Source organism: Phyllobacterium bourgognense, assembly GCF_003337575.1.
Classification (GTDB): Bacteria; Pseudomonadota; Alphaproteobacteria; order Rhizobiales; family Rhizobiaceae; genus Phyllobacterium; species Phyllobacterium bourgognense.
The window spans coordinates 95271-111239 of sequence record NZ_QPJM01000002.1; the positions used below are offsets into that span (position 1 = coordinate 95271).

Below are 15969 nucleotides of genomic sequence, written 5' to 3' on the forward strand. Positions count from 1 at the left end.
AGGCGGTTGTGCTCAGGCATTGTAAAAGCTTCGAACCGCAGACAAATCATCCCTTGGAACCCGCGTGTTGTTGAGCCGTTGCATGTAACCATGCAACCCTTTCAGCGGAGGAGAATATGGCTCGACAAGAAGGTCCCGGAGTCCCGGCTCCGTCTATGCGCGAACCTATGGGCGACTTCGATGTGGTCTCTGAAGATGAATGGAACCTTGCCCGCGAGAAGCTGCTCGCGGAGGAAAAGGCCCTGATGAAGGCCAAGGATCGCCTGGCCGCCAAGCGCAGACTGCTTCCGGTGACCGAAGTTGACCGCAATTACAAATTCATAGGCACGAATGGCGACAGGGATCTGCTGGGACTGTTCGAAGGCCGACGACAGCTAATCGTCTATCGTTTCTTCTATGCGCCCGATGTCGAGAATTGGCCGGATGGGGCGTGCAGCGGTTGCTCGCTGTTTGCGGACACCGTCGTTCATCCTGCCCATCTTGCAGCACGCGACACAACCCTCGCCTTCGTCACTGCTGCCCCCATCGACAAGGTCGAGAGCCTGCGCGAACGGATGGGATGGAACCACATCCCTTTCTATTCGCTGCCCGACGAGCGATTCTCCCGGGATTTCGGTGTTGAAGAAATGTTCGGCATTAACGTCTTCATCCGGCGCAGTGAGCGTATTTTCCGCACCTACTTTCTGAATGGACGCGGCATTGAGGAGATAGGCCCCGTCTGGTCATTTCTCGACATGACGCCGTTGGGTCGGCAGGAGAATTGGCAGGAGGTGCCGCACGGCCGTCCTCAGGAAGATCCCTACACCTGGTGGCGCCTTCACGACAATTACGGTCCGGCCGCTGCTCCCAACCCACCGCAACCGAAGGGGGACGCATGAGTTGGGGTCGCATCACGAAGCGAGAATAGGGCGAGTTCCGCAACCGCGGCCGGAAGCGCCGCCGCGTAGGCCAGTCCGTCTCGACACTCCTGAAGCGCGGTGGGCGGCCATCGATTGGTCGCCCGCCCTATCGCAAACCGGGCGGTCCTATTTGACCAGTTCGACTTCACTCAGCCGCCATTCCTTCGTGAAGAAGGGCTCGGTAGGGCTGTAGAGGCGCAGGATCGTGAACCAGCCCTTTTTGGGGTCGGACTGGATCCAGTTGCCAGGCTTCACCCCGTCGGGCTGGGTCGGGCCGAAGTAGATGGTCGTGGAGCCGTCGGCCGCGGCCTCGGCGGCAGGCGACGGAAAGCTCTGGCTGCCGGCGCGCGGATAGCGCTGCGGCGTATCGAGCATCGAGCGCGTCATGTTGTCATAGAGCGTGAGCGACCAGAAGTTTTCTTCGGGAATGCCCTTGGGCAGCGTTACCTTGTAGGTCTTGGCGCCGTCGAAGTGGTTCTTGTCCGCGTCCGTCATCGCCAACAGATATTGCGAGCCGATGCCCGTAAGTCGCATGGCCATGCCAGGCGTTATGCCGGTGACGCCATAAAAGAAGTTTGTTCGCGCATCCATGGTGCGGTAGCCCGTGGCTGGATAGGGCTTGACCCCCTCGGGCGTTATTTCAGGGATCGGTGTTTCGAATTCGTATCCGGTCTCGAACAGGTAGTTGAACCACGACGAGTTGGGATAGTAGTACCAAATCGGATCGCGCGGAGACATGAACAGGGTGCGCGAGCTGGCATTGGCGACCGCCAGCGCTTCGGTCATGATCTTCTTCATGCGTTCGTCGGGCGCGAAGGGTTTGCCCTTGACGATACCGATCGCCGCGATCGGGCCCATCAGCTCCGGGTCGAGCGACGTGGCCGGTTCCTTCTGCACGACCTCGTTGAGCATCTCGTAGAAGCTCCAGTCGTTGGGCGGAATGGTATTCATCACCTTGCCGCTTCCGTCGTGGAACACGGTCGGCGGAGGGGGGGTGATCTTGCCAAGCTTGGTCTTACCAGCCAGGAAGTCGGCGACGGGAGTGCCGATACCGCCGACTTCGAAAGGATAGACCTTGGTGAATTTCTTGATACCTTCGACTACTGGTTTGGGATCGTTGTGATTTTCAAGGAATGACCGGCCGAACCATACGATGGAATTGGTGCGGGCACGCGCGACGAAGAATCCTCCTTCCGGCAGCGGTCCGGTGTAGTCCGGCCCCACAATCAGATACTTGCCACCCTCCCCGCGGTCGGGCCCAGGCGCGCCAAGGTCGATCACCCAGCGGAACCAGGCGTCCTGCACAGCGCCAAGAAACTTGGGCGGAGTCTCCAGCACTACGGGCCCCTTGCTAAGATCGAGGCCACCCATCACGTAGATCGTATCGGCATTCGCGGTCAGGAACAGCGACTTGGCATCCATCAACTGTTCGAAAACAATGACCTCGTTGTCTTTGACGCCAATGCTTTCCAGACCCTCGCGGAAGGCCTGAATGCTGACGCCACGCAAGTTGTCCATGAAAGCGCGGTAGGCGTAGGTGAAGTCGAGGTTGTCGTAGAGTTTCTCGGCGGTCGCCTTGCTCGGTACGCCGTCCTTAAACTCTATCGTGCCTAGCCGGGACTCCACCTTGTCGGGAGTAACGAGCGATGGCGGTATTTCGGCGGTTTGTGCGAAGCTGGAAACCGGTAAGCCACCTGCCGTGACGAGCATCGCCAGTCCGGCGATGATGCCTCGAGTCGGATTGACGGCGCATTGCTTCGTTTTATCGTTGGTATCGATCATCGTTTCCCCCCTGTCTGAACTGAAAAAGGACGCCCTACAGCCTTTGGCTAACTGTCAGGACGGCCTCGCTTGGTTGCCCCGATGAGACCATTGAATGGGGTATCTGGCCAAGTACGTAACAGTAACTAACCCGGCAGATACGGGTCTGGCGTATCAGGCCGCTGCTCCCGAACACGCGGCGTACGGCGGTATCTTCTGGATGTTGCGATCAGGTGCGCTGTGGCGCGATCTGCCGGAGAGCTTCGGTCCCCATACTACCTGTTACAATCGCTTCGTTCATCGGCGTTGGGGCGAAAGCGGGGTAGAAGCCAATTCATCAACTCTTGAATTGACTGATCCGAAATAAATGCTGCAATAGCCGCTCGGTCATATTTATGTCGCCTCTCGCCGTTCTGTTGTATCATTCTGTTTCCGATAAGGGCCCGAACGCATGTTTTTCAAGACTGGTCGCCTCGCTCTCCGTTCCGCAACCGCGGCTACCGCGCTGATTGCGCTGACCGCGACAAGCCTCAACCCTGCCTATGTCGGCGCCGCCCGGGCGCAGGTGCAAGCGCCCATTGTGCCGAACAGTCAGCAGCCGCGAGCACAGGGGCCGGCCTCCGTTGCCGACCTTGCCGTGGGCCTGCTCGATGCCGTGGTCAATATCTCCACCTCGCAAACGGTCAAGGGGCAGGATGGGGAATCGGGGCCGGTGCCGATGCCGAAGGTGCCGGATGGCTCGCCCTTCCAGGAATTCTTCGACGAATATTTCGGCAAGCAGAATCCCGGCGAGAGCAATCCTTCCCGCAAGGTTCAGTCGCTCGGTTCGGGTTTCGTGGTCGACGCGGCCGAGGGCATCGTCGTCACGAACAATCACGTGATTGCCGATGCCGACGAGATCGAAGTCAATTTCAATGACGGTTCCAAGCTGAAGGCGACCCTTGTCGGCAAGGATACCAAGACCGATCTCGCCGTGCTCAAGGTCGATCCGAAAAAGCACAAGCTGGTTGCCGTCCAGTTCGGCGATTCATCGAAGACGCGCATCGGTGATTGGGTCATGGCCATCGGCAACCCCTTTGGTCTCGGTGGCACCGTGACCGTCGGTATCGTCTCGGCGCGCAACCGCGATATCAATTCCGGTCCTTATGACAATTTCATCCAGACCGACGCTGCGATCAACCGCGGTAATTCCGGCGGGCCGCTGTTCGATATGTATGGTCAGGTCATCGGTATCAATACCGCCATCATTTCGCCGACCGGCGGATCGATCGGTATCGGTTTTGCCATTCCGGCCGAGCTTGCATCCGGCGTCATCGCGCAAATCCGACAATTCGGCGAGGCTCGTCGCGGGTGGCTTGGCGTGCGCATCCAGCCTGTGACAGACGATATAGCCGAAAGCCTTGGCATGACATCCAGCAAGGGCGCGCTGGTCGCCGGGATCATCGAAGGCGGTCCGGTCGCCAATGGTGCGATACTGCCCGGTGATGTAATCACGCGTTTCGATGGCAGGGATGTCAACAACGTCAAAGACCTTCCGCGTGTTGTGGCGGAGAGCCCCATCGGCAAGGAAGTCGATGTCGTCGTTGTCCGCAAGGGCAAGGAGCAGACTGTGAAGGTTACGCTCGGCCGTCTGGAAGATGGTGATCAGGCGGACGCCAAGAAGGACGACCAGACAACCGGTGAGGACGGCGCTGCCCAGAACGTGGACGTGCTCGGAATGAGCCTTGGAAAACTCGACGATGCAACGCGCAAGACCTTCGGCATCGCCAAGGAGGTCGAGGGCGTGCTCGTGACCGAAGTGCAGAATGGCTCGATTGCGGCCAACAAGCGGATCGCGGCTGGTGATGTTATCGTCGACATTGCGCAGGAGACAGTTTCGACGCCCGAGGATGTGGCAGCGCGGATCGAAAAACTTCGCGACGAAGGTCGCAAGAATGCGCTGCTCATGCTGGCGTCGAAAACCGGCGAGCTGCGGTTTGTCACGCTCCAAATGGACTGATTTGAAGGGCTGGGTTCAACCGCGGCATTTTTCATTCAGAGGATTGAGGATCGCGTGCAAGTTTGCGCAAGAACTACGCGATCTTGCACAAGAACTCGTAAATCTGATGCAAGAGTTGTCGATTCTGGCGCAAGATTTTCAACCATTGCGAGAAAAATGGTTGTGGCGACGCGAGTTCAGACCACAAAATCGGTTTTTCGATAGCCCTGGATATAGAGAAGGGCGGTCAGATCACCATGGTCGATCCGCACCTTTGCCTGTTCCGCAACGATCGGTTTGGCGTGGAGCGCCACGCCTGTGCCGGCCAGTTGCAGCATGCCGAGGTCATTGGCGCCGTCGCCAACTGCTATCGCATCTTGCGGTGAAAGGCCGAAACGCTGGCAGATCGACACGAGTGCCGCGACCTTCGCCTCGCGGCCAAGGATTGGTTCCTTGACTTCTCCCGTCAAGACTTTTCCATTATCTATCAATGTGTTGGCGCTGTTTTCATTGAAGCCGATCATCTCGGCGATACGCTGAGTGAACACGGTGAACCCGCCTGAAACAAGCGAAGTATAAGCCCCGTGCTTCTTCATCGTGCGCACCAGTTCCGGTCCGCCCGGCATGAGTGTGATGCGGCCGGCAATCACCTTGTCGATCACTGTGTAGGGCAGGCCCTTGAGCAGCGCAACGCGTTCACGCAGCGCAGGTTCGAACGCGATTTCGCCATTCATCGCCCGCGCAGTGATCGCCGCAACTTTTTCGCGGAGGCCGGCTTCTTCGGCCAGTTCATCGATGCATTCCTGCCGAATCATGGTCGAATCCATGTCGGCAATCAGAATCTTTTTACGTCTAGTATCTTGATTTTGAACGATAATATCGATTGGCGCGCCATCGATAGCGCGGGCCAGTTCAAGGCGGGCTTCAGCGGCATCGGTGCCATCCCTGAGAGGCAGGTCACAGGCAATCCCATCGGCCAGCCAGTAAAGACCTGTTGCATTGACCGCCGCCGAGGCTTTAATCCCGAGCGATGGTACAAGGTCCGAAGTGGCGGGATTGGCAATGAGCGTGGCCATCAAGGGCATAGGGCAATTTCCGATTGGGCGTTAGCGTGGCGAAAAGACAGATAATCCTGATAGCTGGACCGACGGCAAGCGGCAAGTCGGCGCTTGCGCTTCGTTTGGCGGACAAAACAGGCGGTGTGATCGTCAATACCGATTCAATGCAAGTCTATGATGTCCTCAATCTCCTGACCGCACGGCCCGGTCCGGACGATCTCAAAGCCGCACCGCATTATCTCTACGGGCATGTTTCGCCGAGCAGCGCCTACTCGACCGGACGCTGGCTCGCGGATGCCGAAGAAGTGCTGGACAGGCCAGAACTAACTGAAAAGACTATGATTTTTGCTGGCGGTACCGGGCTGTATTTTCGTGCACTTCTCGGAGGGCTATCGGCAATGCCTGATATTCCGGCAGATATCCGGGCGCATTGGCGTCAGCAGGATGCGGAGCTGGGCTCTGTGGAACTACACGCGATTCTCACCGGGAAAGACCCGTTGGCGGCGTCTACATTGCGTCCGACCGATAGCCAGCGGATTGTACGAGCGCTCGAAGTCATCGATACTTCGGGTCGGTCCATCGTCGAATGGCAGAAGGCGACCGGCAGATCGCTGATTGACTCTGCAGCTGCGCGCAAGATTGTTATCGAGCCCGATAGGAAATGGCTTGGCGCCCGCATCGCATCACGCTTTGAAAACATGATGCGCACCGGAGCCATTGACGAGGTTAAGGCATTGTTATCACTTGGACTTTCGAGTGAACTCCCTGCCATGAGGGCGATCGGTGTGCGCGAAATTGCCGAGGTTCTTGCCGATCGGCTGGGCCCAGAGGAGGCCGCAGAGCTGGCGACGATCGCTACCCGTCAATATGCAAAGCGCCAGATGACATGGTTCCGCAACCAGCTCGGCGATGACTGGGAAAGGTTGCCTTATCCGTGACTCAGGTCTTGTCGTTGCGGAATGTGCGGATCAGGTCGCTGGCACGGAACCGGTCCGTGCCCTCCGTTTGCGCCTTGGGCGGTTCCTCTTTGCGGATCGCAGCATCGATGTTGCGCCACTGGGTTCTTACCGGCTCCTGGGCCAATGGAACCGTGTGCCTCTGGCTCGCGATCGGCTTGCCAATAGTTTCGACCACATCGAAGGCATCATCCTGATTGCTTGTGCTTTCTGCCGCGTTTAGCTGACGCATTCGCATCAAGATCGTGTCGAGAGAGAGGTGAGAATCGCCAAGCCGCACGGATTGCTGGCTTTTGGTCATATGTGCGGCCGGCAATTGGTCAGGCGCAATTGTCTCGAACATCATGCGCATCGGCGTCGGAACGGCCTCACCAAATGCTATCGCTTCTCGATTGGCAATCGACGACAAAAATCCGATCGTACTTTGCGATGCGCCGGTAATGGCGCCCCGAATGATCTCCTGATCGCGCTCATTTCCGAGGCGCATGGCAAACACGGTGCTGCATTGGGAAAGAATGGTTGCATCAAGCTCGCCGGGACGCTGCGTAATGACAGCCAGATAGACGCCATATTTGCGGCCTTCCTTGGCAATACGGGCAATTGCCTGACGGGTTGGCCAGAAACCCGCGTTAGCATCCGCGGGAATGTAACGATGCGCTTCCTCGCAGACGACGAGCGTCTGTGCGCGGCCGTCGCTAGACACCGCGAGGTCGAAAGCCATGCGGCAGAGTACTGAGGCGACAGAGTTCACCACTTCCGATGGCAGCCCAGCCAATTGAAAGACGCAAATCGGACGATCGTTCTTGGGTATGCGAAAAATGTGGCCAATCGTCTGGCGCATCGTGTCCATCGTCGTCGGGGCCGAGAACATGAAGCGATAGCGGGGGTCGGTAACCAGCGCCTGCAACCGCTGCCGCAGCGCCTTCATGATCGGCCGATCCGTCTTGCCTTCCAACTGGCCGATGCGCTCGTCGATCAGCTTGATGAGATCAGCGATACGATATGGTGTCGGTGTATCGGCGGTCATCGACGAATAATCGCGGTCTTTTTTGAGGAGCGATGCGGCGGTCGTCGCTTCGGAACTGGCAAAGCGCGCCCGTGCAATCGGGATCAGATCGCGCAAGGCATCAACTTCGGCTGGCACGGTCGGCCTGCCGCGGAAGACAGCCTCAGCAAACTCTTCCAGCCTGAACAGCCAATAAGGCAACTCCAAGGTGTTGTAATCGATCGAGATCGCGTGATCAGGAAAAGCGCTGGCAAATTCGTTGTGAGGATCGAGAATCAGCACGCGTAGATCGGGTCGCTGCGCGATAATCTTGCGCAAAAGCAGGGAAACAGCGCTCGATTTACCCACACCGGTGCTGCCAAGAACGGCAAAGTGCCGTGAGACCAGACTATCGATCGATATCAATGCCGGGATCGATGCATTCTGCGACAGATGCCCGATCGATACGGTGTTCTTCAGGCTGGCTGTGTAGATAGTTGCGAGATCTTTCGCACGAATCCGATGCGCTACAGCACCCATGTGCGGATAATTCGCGATGCCGGATGAAAAGGTCAACGAACCATCATCATGCTCATTAACCTGTCCGATGAGCTCGACATGGATGCGAATGTTCTGGTCGGCGTCGACGATCCATTGCGCTTCATGGGCATTGACTTCATAGACGAGCCCAACCACGCGGTTGTTTCCGACCTGAATGGAAATCAACTGGCCGACAGTCCAATAGTCCTCCGATGCTGCGACGGACGGCCCGGTCAACGCACAAATGACGGCTTTTTCACCGTTGCATTCAATGACATGCCCATCGGTCCGATTGCGAACAAAGGGCCTGGGTTGTTCAGCCGGCAAGGCTTCAGCGTTCATTGTTGGTGACATTCCGTGAACTGATAGCAGTGTTTTGACAAGACTTGTCGGGTCACCCTAATTCGAAGGCATTGAGATTATCTTAGCGTGATTATGACAATTGTTTCGACCGGTTCAGCGCGGGCATTCGATTTGATTTGCATTTTTGCCGTTGACGTATGGAATTTGCTTAACTATCGTCCGCGACCATGAAAACAGTTCTTATCGTCGTGGGATCGCGCATGGGCAGGGTGTAGCAAGCACCCGGCGAAAGCTCCCATGCGCGATACACAGGCTCCTTCGGGGGCCTTTTTTATTTCCAGCATTTCAGTTAGATCAAACACCTTCTGAGGGCCAAGGGCCGCAGAATACACGGGAAGAGACCGATGAAAGCAGACAAGCAGGATAGTGACAGGCAACCATCGCAACGACGTGAAATGACTGGTGCCGAGATGGTCGTCCAGGCGCTCATTGATCAAGGGGTAACCGATATTTTCGGATATCCGGGTGGCGCAGTGCTTCCGATTTACGATGAACTCTTCCAACAGGACAAGATCAATCACATTCTGGTCCGGCACGAACAGGGTGCGGGCCATGCCGCCGAAGGTTATGCCCGTTCTACCGGTAAAGTCGGTGTTATGCTGGTCACATCAGGGCCCGGTGCAACCAATGCGGTTACGCCGCTGCAGGATGCACTGATGGATTCCATTCCGTTGGTTTGCATCAGCGGACAGGTCCCGACGAGCTTGATCGGTTCGGATGCCTTCCAGGAGTGCGACACCGTCGGTATCACGCGCCCTTGTACCAAGCACAATTGGCTGGTGAAGGATGTCAACGATCTGGCGCGTGTTCTGCACGAGGCATTCCACGTTGCCAAGACCGGGCGACCCGGTCCCGTCCTCGTTGACGTTCCGAAGGACGTTCAGTTTGCGACCGGCATGTATACCCCACCGGACGTCTCCCCGCGCACCAGCTACCATCCCAGGATCCAAGGCGATATCGAGGCGATCAAGCAGGCTGTTGCTCTCATGTTGACGGCAAAACGCCCTGTGATCTACTCGGGCGGCGGTGTTATCAACTCCGGCAACGAAGCAAGCAAATTGCTGCGGGAACTCGTCGAGCTGACCAATTTCCCGATTACCTCGACGTTGATGGGCCTCGGTGCTTACCCGGCATCCGGCAAGAATTGGCTTGGCATGCTGGGCATGCACGGAACCTACGAAGCCAACATGACAATGCATGATTGCGACGTCATGCTCAATATTGGCGCGCGCTTCGACGATCGGATTACCGGTCGCATCAGCGGTTTCTCGCCAAACTCCAGGAAGATTCACATTGATATCGATCCATCTTCCATCAACAAAGCGGTTCGGGTTGATGTTCCGGTCATCGGCGATGTTGCCCATGTGCTCGAAGATATGATTCGCCTGCTGCGCGCGTCGTCGACAAAACCTGACGAAAAGGCGATCGATGCGTGGTGGTCGCAGATCGACAGATGGCGCGCACGGAAATCTCTGTCCTATACGCGGAACAAGGACGTCATCATGCCGCAATATGCGCTTGAGCGGCTGTACGCACTGACCAAGGATCGCGATACCTATATCACGACCGAAGTAGGCCAGCACCAGATGTGGGCGGCGCAGTTCTATCATTTCGAAAAGCCCAATCGCTGGATGACATCCGGCGGTCTTGGAACGATGGGCTACGGCCTACCGGCAGCGCTTGGGGTGCAGATCGCACATCCGGATTCGCTGGTTATCGATATAGCTGGCGACGCATCCGTACAGATGACTATGCAAGAGATGAGTGCTGCTGTTCAGTATGAGGCGCCGATCAAGATCTTTATCCTGAACAACCAGTATATGGGTATGGTTCGCCAATGGCAGCAACTGCTGCATGGCAATCGACTGTCGCATTCCTATACGGAAGCCTTGCCCGATTTCGTCAAGCTGGCGGAAGCTTATGGCGGTCACGGTATTCGCTGCGAAAAGCCTGGCGATCTCGACGATGCCATTCAGGAAATGATCGACGTCAAAAAGCCGGTTCTTTTCGATTGCCGTGTGGCTAATCTCGCAAACTGCTTCCCGATGATCCCGTCCGGCAAGGCTCACAATGAGATGCTTTTGCCGGATGAAGCGACGGATGATGCAGTCGCCAATGCCATTGATGCCAAGGGCAGACAGCTCGTTTAGGAAAACCGGAGAAAATAACAAATGAACGCTCAAAACCTGGCCTCCGGTTCGGCATATTTCATTGCCAAGGAGACTGAACTACCTGTCACGACAGTTCTGTCGGTCCTGGTCGATAACGAGCCCGGCGTCCTTGCACGTGTGATTGGCCTATTCTCCGGACGGGGCTATAACATTGAAAGCCTTACGGTTTCCGAGACCGAGCACGAACAGCATCTGTCGCGTATCACGATCGTGACGCGCGGCACACCGCACATTCTGGACCAGATCCGCCACCAGCTGGAGCGCATTGTGCCGGTGCACCGTGTGGTGGATTTGTCTGTGCGTGCAGACGAACTTGGCCAGAGCGGACCAATCCAGCGCGAACTGGCCCTGATCAAGGTCGCCGGCCTTGGCGAGCACCGCAATGAAGCATTGCGTCTGGCCGATGCGTTCCACGCCAAGGTAACGGACGCAACGACGGAGCATTTCATCTTCGAGATCACGGGCAAGGGTTCGAAGATTGACCAGTTCATCGCGATCATGAAGCCGCTTGGCCTTGTCGAGATTTGCAGGACGGGTGTTGCCGCCATGAACCGCGGTCCGGCGGGAATGTGATTCTGGCGCGTACCTAGCTTTGGTTACTATTGTCAGGGCGCTCGATTGTATCCCTGACAAGTCCACCCTTGAGCCAGATATCGCCAGACCCTATGGGTGCCTCTTTCAAAGGGTGGGATCATAATGACACTTGAGATTTTTCTAACCCTTTTGGTGTTCGCTTTCGTCACGTCGATAACGCCGGGACCAAATAATCTCATGCTGCTGACGTCGGGCGTCAATTTCGGCTTCAAACGCACGATTCCCCACATGTTCGGTATTGGCTCGGGTTTCTTTACTCTGCTTATTGGGGTGGGTTTGGGTCTTGGCGCTTTGCTGCAGACGTATCCCCTTCTTTATACGGCCCTGAAATTTGCTGGTGGTACTTATCTGATCTTTCTCGCGTACAAGATCGCCATGTCCCGCTCGCTGAACGCCGTCGACGGCAGGGCGCGACCGATGACGTTCCTGGAAGCTGCGGCATTCCAGTGGATCAACCCGAAAGCGTGGGTGATGGCTGTGACCGCCATGGCGACTTATACGTCGCCACATGCTTATTTTACGACGGTTTTAATCGTGGGGATCGCGTTTGCCATCGTGAATATCCCATCCGTTTCCAGTTGGGCAGCCTTCGGCCAGATTATGCGCGGCTGGCTTGCTGATCCGTCGCGGCTCAAATGGTTCAATATCACAATGGCCGTTTTGCTCGTAGCCACCTTGTGGCCGATGTTGAAATAGGTATCACTAGCTGAAGTGTGGCTTTGCTAGCATCAGCCACAAAATTCCGATAACTGCTGCAAAGGCCGGAAAGCCGCAAATAAACCAGATGAGGTAAAGTCTATAATAGCGCACAGGCAGTTCGCTTTTGCTTGCTACAGCTTCGGCGGCGAGGTTACGCAGTTGGACCTGTATCCACACCACGGGAAGCCAAAAAAGTCCTGTCAAGACATATAGACCGAGAGATAGTGAAATCCACGGAGTGTCCAGAGACCAGCCCGCAGACCGCGCAAGCAGGTATCCGCTGATTGGCTGCGCGATCACCGCGGATGCGGTGAATAGAGCATCGGCAAGAACGACGATACCAGCGACATGACTGATGATCGCCGGATTGCGCGTGCGATGCGCCATCACCATGAAGAACGCTATTCCGATTCCTGTACCGAAAAGTACAGCCGCGCCAATGACATGGATCAGGCGGAGAACGTCTTCATGCATCATGTATCAGCGTTCATTAAGGATAGAGAGACCAATAAGGGTGAGAAGTAATGATGGAAATATCTTGACGTACGATCCCAGAGGATCAAGCCAGAGTGAGGGCTCAAGCAGCGTCCCTCCGACAAGATAGACGATGCTCAAGCTCAACATGCCCAGCATTGCTCCTGCAGCGTGGCGTCGGAACAACACCAGACCTCCCAGCAGGATATCGGCAATGCTTGTCGCGATTGTCACTGACGCCGCACCGGCTTGTCCAAGATGTGCTGCGAGATGCATTGTTGCCGCATCAAGGCTCCACAAAGTGAGAGCTCCAGAAGCAATCCAAAAGAGGGACAGTGTAAGAATGACAAGTGGCTTGAGGAGATAGAGTCGCGCAAACCATAGGTCCTGAGCGCCAGCTGGGTTTGCCGCAAGGGTCTGCTCAAGCGTCAGTAATTGCGGCAGAGACTCTGTCGGAGGGGAAACGGAAATGACGCCGTCGGACATGATGGTAATCGCAGTGGATCGCAGCGGCGAACGCCACCCCAGGAACCCGGTGCAATCGGCCATCCAGGCAGCGACCGAAGCAAGTAGTTGTGGTATGCGCACAAGGTTGGCTGGAGGAAGTCCGAGCCAGGATCGATGTGCTGCAACCGCATCTGCCAGGGTGTGAACGTGCGATGCGGCCAGGCTCACATCGCTCCCCGGTAGAATTCGGCCTTCAAGGCAGGCACTGACCGCCCGTGCGACATCGTCAAGAGTAACGGTCTGTATGGGTTGATCTGCATAGATCAAAGGTGTGATCCTAGGAAAAGACGCCAGCGAGCGAAGCAGCGCTGTGCCGCCATGCGCGTTCCGTCCGATCACTAAGGCAGGTCGTAAAATGACATGCGGGATCTTCGATTGTCCCAGAATCTCATCGGCTGCGCGTTTGGTTGCGATAAAAGGCAAATTTGCGCCATTCCCCTTAACCGCTGCTGAAATCTGAACGATCAAACTCAGATTGGATAATTCGGCAGCTTTGTACAGCGCAAACATGGCGTCTTGCTGAACAGTCACCACATCATCTCTGCTGCTATCCTGCAAAGCGCCAGCACAATTAACGATAACGTCCATTCCCGCTATCGGCGCCTGCCAGCTGTTGGCGCTGGTAAGCGTGCCGATATCGATGGAGTGCCAAATAACGTTCTTCAAACGCTGGCTGGCTTCCGCGATATTCCGTCCGTAAGCCGTCACGGAGTGGCCCTCCGCCGCCAGCTTTTGGCAGACCGATTGACCGATAAATCCATTGCCGCCCAACACCAATATTTTCATGAGAGAGTACGTACACCCGTTTTTGAAAGCTACGCGACTTGCTGAGTCGTAAGCCTCGCATTACAGTCAATTCATGCCACATGATCATGACGACCACCACCACGATAATGAGCTCGATCCAATGGCGGCGCGCGTGCGCGCCCTGGAAACGATATTGACGGAGAAGGGCCTGATCGACCCGCAGGCGATTGATGCAATCGTTGATACGTATGAAACGAAGGTTGGTCCACGCAACGGGGCGAAGGTCGTCGCAAAAGCCTGGTCGGATCCGGAATATGCCGAATGGTTGAAGCGCGACGCAACAGCCGCAATTGAGTCGCTGAGCTACACAGGGCGCCAGGGCGAGCACATGCAAGCGGTATTTAATACGCCGGACACACACAATCTCGTCGTGTGCACGCTGTGCTCGTGCTACCCGTGGTCGGTGCTTGGCTTGCCTCCTGTCTGGTATAAATCACCGCCCTATCGATCGAAGGCCGTTATTGATCCGCGTGGCGTACTGGTCGAGTTTGATCTGACGCTTCCGGAAACGACCAGAATTCGTGTCTGGGATTCGACTGCCGAACTGCGTTACCTGGTCGTTCCAATGCGCCCGGAAGGTAGCGAAGGTCTGAGTGAAGAACAGCTTGCCGAGCTCGTCACGCGAGACTCAATGATCGGGACGGGTCTGGCACGGGCACCGGGGGCAGGATGAACGGGCCGCATGATCTTGGCGGACAGATGGGTTTTGGGCCCGTTGCGCCCGAGAAGAACGAGCCGTTGTTTCACGCCGATTGGGAAAAACGGGCGATGGGCATGACAATCGCCGCAGGTGCGATGGGGCATTGGAACATCGACGAGAGCCGTCATGCCCGCGAAAGTCTGCATCCTGCGGATTATTACGCCTCCACCTACTATGAAATATGGGCCAAGGCGCTGGAGGTCTTGCTGAAGCGCCATGGATTTGTCCAGTCGCAGGAACTCGAAAAAGGACGCTCACTTGGCAAAGGAACTCAGCCAAAGCGTGTTTTGAAAGCGGAAAATGTCGCTGCAGCCCTTGCGAAAGGTGGCCCTTGCGATCGTCCTGTGGCAGGTGAGCCGCGCTTCCAGCCAGGCGATCGCATCCGTACTCGTAATTTCAATCCGGTAACGCATACGCGATTGCCGCGCTATGCGCGCGGCAGGTTGGGGGTAATCGAGGCTGTCCGCGATGGCTTTGTCTTTCCGGACTCCAATGCTCACGGCAAGGGTGAGAACCCCCAATATGTTTATACGGTGGTCTTTACCGCGCCAGAGATATGGGGCGATGGAGCTGATCCTACTTTGACCGTCAGTATTGATGCCTGGGAGAGTTATCTTGAGCCTGCGTGAGCTGATCACTCACTCGCGCGGACTACCCGCGAGCGGTGACGGTCCGGTATTTGCCGAACCTTGGCAGGCGGAAGCCTTTGCAATGGCCGTTACCCTCCATGACCGCGGGTTGTTCACCTGGGAGGAGTGGGCGGCCACGCTTTCCGGCAAACTGAAACACCCTGGCGCGCTGGATGATGCTAGTGACTACTATCATTGCTGGCTTGAGGCGTTGGAGTCGCTCATTGCCTCCAAGAATGTCGCGGATAGCCATGATATCGATCAATTGGCCGCGGCCTGGCAACGCGCTGCTCATGCGACACCGCATGGCCAACCCATCCGCCTCGAAAATGATCCGGACCGATCCTGAGATGAATATACGCTCGCTCGCTACACTGCTGGTCTCCACTTTCATGTTGTTTATCAGTCATGCCTCGGCACAAGACACGTCTTGGTCGACGCCGAACGAAGACGATCTACGCAAAGTCATCACCGGAGCAACCCTGACCGGCGAAGTCAAAGCTGAGCCGCCCTTCAACTTCACTGAATTCCTTGGCCCGGATGGCAAGTCTCGCGGCAAGATGATCCAGTGCTGCAAGCCCGAGGAGGTTGCGACGAAGGGCATGCCCTATGCCGGCGAGTGGAACCTGGAAAAGGACAATCTTTGCCTGACCTATGAGGGCGAGGACCAGAAGATATGCTGGACATTGCAAGTTAATGGCGATCGTTTTCGCATGATGAATCAACAGTTCGGCCGTGTTGGCGAGGGACAGATACGGCCGGGAAATCCCGATAACCTATAGGGTCAGGACCTATTAGTGAGTCTTGACCCTAAGTCTAATGCTCCTCGCGTCCATTTTCCTTGCCCT

The 15969-nt window shown here is 56.5% G+C and carries 15 protein-coding genes and 1 pseudogene; 11 read left to right on the forward strand and 5 right to left on the reverse strand.

The window, feature by feature from the left end; translation table 11 throughout:
• Positions 1-167: 167 nt before the first annotated feature.
• Positions 168-878, forward strand: coding sequence for a DUF899 domain-containing protein (locus C7476_RS04120; RefSeq protein ID WP_114428650.1), 711 nt, complete (start codon positions 168-170; stop codon positions 876-878).
• 147 nt (positions 879-1025) lie between these two features.
• Here C7476_RS04120 and C7476_RS04125 read toward each other — a convergent pair whose 3' ends face one another.
• Entirely contained in the window at positions 1026-2609 is a 1584-nt protein-coding gene (locus C7476_RS04125; protein ID WP_114429012.1) for a DUF1254 domain-containing protein, read from the reverse strand.
• A 166-nt stretch (positions 2610-2775) separates the two neighbouring features.
• Between C7476_RS04125 and C7476_RS29070 the strand changes: the two are divergent.
• Both C7476_RS29070 and C7476_RS04135 read left to right on the forward strand, forming a co-directional pair.
• Positions 2776-2985 (forward strand): annotated as a pseudogene (locus C7476_RS29070) (transposase); the annotation flags it as partial.
• 126 nt (positions 2986-3111) lie between these two features.
• On the forward strand, positions 3112-4659 hold the full coding sequence (locus tag C7476_RS04135) for a DegQ family serine endoprotease (RefSeq protein WP_114428651.1): 1548 nt from the start codon (positions 3112-3114) through the stop codon (positions 4657-4659).
• 176 nt (positions 4660-4835) lie between these two features.
• Here the strand turns inward: C7476_RS04135 and serB are convergent, their stop codons facing one another.
• Entirely contained in the window at positions 4836-5723 is an 888-nt protein-coding gene (serB, locus tag C7476_RS04140; protein ID WP_114428652.1) for a phosphoserine phosphatase SerB, read from the reverse strand.
• A gap of 26 nt (positions 5724-5749) precedes the next feature.
• Here serB and miaA point away from each other — a divergent pair, with 26 nt between their 5' ends.
• Positions 5750-6634: a tRNA (adenosine(37)-N6)-dimethylallyltransferase MiaA gene (miaA, locus tag C7476_RS04145; RefSeq protein WP_114429013.1), complete on the forward strand. Its 885-nt coding sequence runs from the start codon at positions 5750-5752 to the stop codon at positions 6632-6634.
• A gap of 1 nt (position 6635) precedes the next feature.
• On the opposite strand, the gene C7476_RS04150 is transcribed toward miaA, so the two are convergent.
• A complete protein-coding gene (locus C7476_RS04150; protein ID WP_114428653.1) occupies positions 6636-8519 on the reverse strand; it encodes an ATP-binding protein in 1884 nt (627 codons plus the stop codon).
• 365 nt (positions 8520-8884) lie between these two features.
• Between C7476_RS04150 and C7476_RS04155 the strand changes: the two genes are divergently transcribed.
• The 3 genes from C7476_RS04155 (at position 8885) to C7476_RS04165 (ending at position 12001) form a co-directional block, all read left to right on the forward strand.
• Positions 8885-10690: an acetolactate synthase 3 large subunit gene (locus tag C7476_RS04155; RefSeq protein ID WP_114428654.1), complete on the forward strand. Its 1806-nt coding sequence runs from the start codon at positions 8885-8887 to the stop codon at positions 10688-10690.
• Positions 10691-10711: 21 nt separating this feature from the next.
• The gene (gene ilvN, locus C7476_RS04160; RefSeq protein WP_114428655.1) at positions 10712-11284 is read left to right on the forward strand and encodes an acetolactate synthase small subunit; all 573 of its coding nucleotides are present in this window, start codon (positions 10712-10714) and stop codon (positions 11282-11284) included.
• Between the two features lie 123 nt (positions 11285-11407).
• Positions 11408-12001, forward strand: coding sequence for a LysE family translocator (locus C7476_RS04165; RefSeq protein WP_114428656.1), 594 nt, complete (start codon positions 11408-11410; stop codon positions 11999-12001).
• A gap of 6 nt (positions 12002-12007) precedes the next feature.
• On the opposite strand, the gene C7476_RS04170 is transcribed toward C7476_RS04165, so the two are convergent.
• Both C7476_RS04170 and C7476_RS04175 read right to left on the reverse strand, forming a co-directional pair.
• A complete protein-coding gene (locus C7476_RS04170) occupies positions 12008-12478 on the reverse strand; it encodes a DUF2269 family protein (protein WP_114429014.1) in 471 nt (156 codons plus the stop codon).
• A 6-nt stretch (positions 12479-12484) separates the two neighbouring features.
• Positions 12485-13771: an SDR family oxidoreductase gene (locus C7476_RS04175; RefSeq protein WP_114428657.1), complete on the reverse strand. Its 1287-nt coding sequence runs from the start codon at positions 13769-13771 to the stop codon at positions 12485-12487.
• A gap of 73 nt (positions 13772-13844) precedes the next feature.
• Here C7476_RS04175 and nthA point away from each other — a divergent pair, with 73 nt between their 5' ends.
• Genes nthA through C7476_RS04195 form a run of 4 tightly spaced genes read left to right on the forward strand, consistent with a single transcriptional unit; the run spans position 13845 to position 15903 of the window.
• Positions 13845-14465, forward strand: a complete 621-nt coding sequence (gene nthA / locus C7476_RS04180) for a nitrile hydratase subunit alpha (protein ID WP_114428658.1) — start codon at positions 13845-13847, stop codon at positions 14463-14465.
• A complete protein-coding gene (nthB, locus tag C7476_RS04185) occupies positions 14462-15121 on the forward strand; it encodes a nitrile hydratase subunit beta (RefSeq protein WP_114428659.1) in 660 nt (219 codons plus the stop codon). Before nthA ends, nthB begins: the two co-directional genes overlap by 4 nt.
• On the forward strand, positions 15108-15470 hold the full coding sequence (locus C7476_RS04190) for a nitrile hydratase accessory protein (RefSeq protein WP_281032675.1): 363 nt from the start codon (positions 15108-15110) through the stop codon (positions 15468-15470). The genes nthB and C7476_RS04190 overlap by 14 nt, the downstream gene beginning before the upstream one ends.
• On the forward strand, positions 15427-15903 hold the full coding sequence (locus C7476_RS04195) for a hypothetical protein (protein ID WP_210207780.1): 477 nt from the start codon (positions 15427-15429) through the stop codon (positions 15901-15903). The genes C7476_RS04190 and C7476_RS04195 overlap by 44 nt, the downstream gene beginning before the upstream one ends.
• Positions 15904-15969: the final 66 nt, after the last annotated feature.